Source organism: Amycolatopsis sp. lyj-346 (assembly GCF_046548975.1).
Classification (GTDB): Bacteria; Actinomycetota; Actinomycetes; order Mycobacteriales; family Pseudonocardiaceae; genus Amycolatopsis.
On the sequence record NZ_JAJPWT010000042.1, the window covers coordinates 1 to 1759 of the forward strand.

The following is a 1759-nucleotide window of genomic DNA, read 5'->3' on the forward strand; positions in this document are numbered from 1 at the left end:
TCTACGGCCTGAACGGCGGTGATCCGGCGTTCAACGCCGAGATCGGCCAGTCGGTGGCGCGCTGGGGCGGCAACGCTTCCAGCCGCTACAACTTCAAGAACCACACCTACAACACCGGCAGCGACTGGTACTTCGAGAACATCGTCGCCGACGAGCAACACTCCCTCGAAGGAATGGTGAAGTCGAACCTCGACCGCGGCATCAAGCCGGTCGTCACCGTGCCGCTGAACGGGTGGGTCGCCAAGGACTCGCCGGCCCAGCACCCGTTCGCCTGCGGTTTCCCGGCGACCCGGTTCCCGCGGCAGGACGCCTTCGACCAGTGGGACCCCAACTGCGGCAACGGCAAGCTCGACCAGCAGAACCTCACCGGCGTGCCCACCGACACCTCGATCCCGGCGGATGCGGCGTTCGACGGCGAAATGGTGGCGCACCTGGTGGACCGGTTCGGCACGGCGGCCCAGGGTGGCGTGCCGATCTACGAACTCGACAACGAACCGGTGCTGTGGTCCAGCACGCACCGCGACGTGCACCCCGAGCCGGTCACGATGGACGAACTGGGCACCAAAGGCACCGCGGCCGCCGCGGCGATCAAGGCCGCCGACCCGAGCGCGGCGGTCCTCGGCCCGTCCGGCTGGGGGTACTGCGAGTGGGTCGCCTCCGGGATCGACGGTTGCGGGCCGGGTCCCGATTCGGCCGCGCACGGCGGGCTCAACCTGTCCCAGTGGTACCTGAAGAACATGAAGGACTACAGCGACGCCCACGGTGGCAAGCGCTTCCTCGACTACTTCGACCAGCACTTCTACCCGCAGATCAGCGGGGACAAGAACCCCGAGGCCAACGCGTTGCGGTTGCGGTCCACCCGGTCGCTGTGGGACCCGGCGTACGTCGAGGAGTCCTGGATCGGCCCCGGCGGCGTCAACGCGCCGCCGCTGCAGTTCATCCGCACGATGAAGTCGTGGATCGACCGGTACAACCCCGGCACCAAGACCGCCATCACCGAGTACAACTGGGGCGCGCTGGACGACATCAACGGCGCGCTGGTGCAGGCCGACGTCCTGGGCATCTTCGGCCGTGAGGGCCTCGACCTCGCCACTATGTGGGGCGATCCCAAGCCGACCGACCCGGGTGCGTACGCGTTCCGGATGTACCGCAACTACGACGGCGCGGGCAGCCGCTTCGGGGACGTCAGCGTGTCGGCGACCGCCGCCGATCAAGACCGGTTGGCGGTCTACGCGGCGCAGCGCTCCGCCGACCAGGCGCTGACCGTCATGGTCGTCAACAAGACCGGCGGCGACCTGACCTCGCCGCTGTCGGTGGCCGGGTTCGACCACGCCGCCGCGGCGCAGCGGTTCACCTACAGCCCGGCCGACCTCGGCGCCATCGTGCGCGGCAGCGAACTTCCGGTGCTTGACGGCCACGTCGACGCGACGTACCCGGCGAACTCCATCACGCTGCTGGTCCTGCCGGCGGCCGGGTGCACGGCGAGCCTGCACGTCAACGGCAACTGGGACACCGCGCACGTCGCGACGGTGACCGTCACCAACGCCCGTCGCACGGCCCTGGCCGGATGGCGGGTCGGCTGGACGTGGCCCGGCGGCGACCAGCAGGTCACCAATGCCTGGAACGCGACGCTGAAGCAGAACGGCGCCGGCGTGGTCGCCACGGACGCGGGGTGGAACGGCTCGATCGCCGCGGGCGGCAGCACCACCTTCGGCTTCCAGGCCACCGGCGGGACAGCGCCACCGACGCTGACCTGCAC

At 69.8% G+C, this 1759-nt stretch carries 1 protein-coding gene; it reads left to right on the plus strand.

All coding sequences use genetic code 11. From position 1 onward, the window contains the following. Positions 1-1759: glycoside hydrolase family 44 protein (locus ACLJQE_RS44570; RefSeq protein WP_410645914.1), on the plus strand; the 1759-nt coding region annotated here is incomplete at both ends.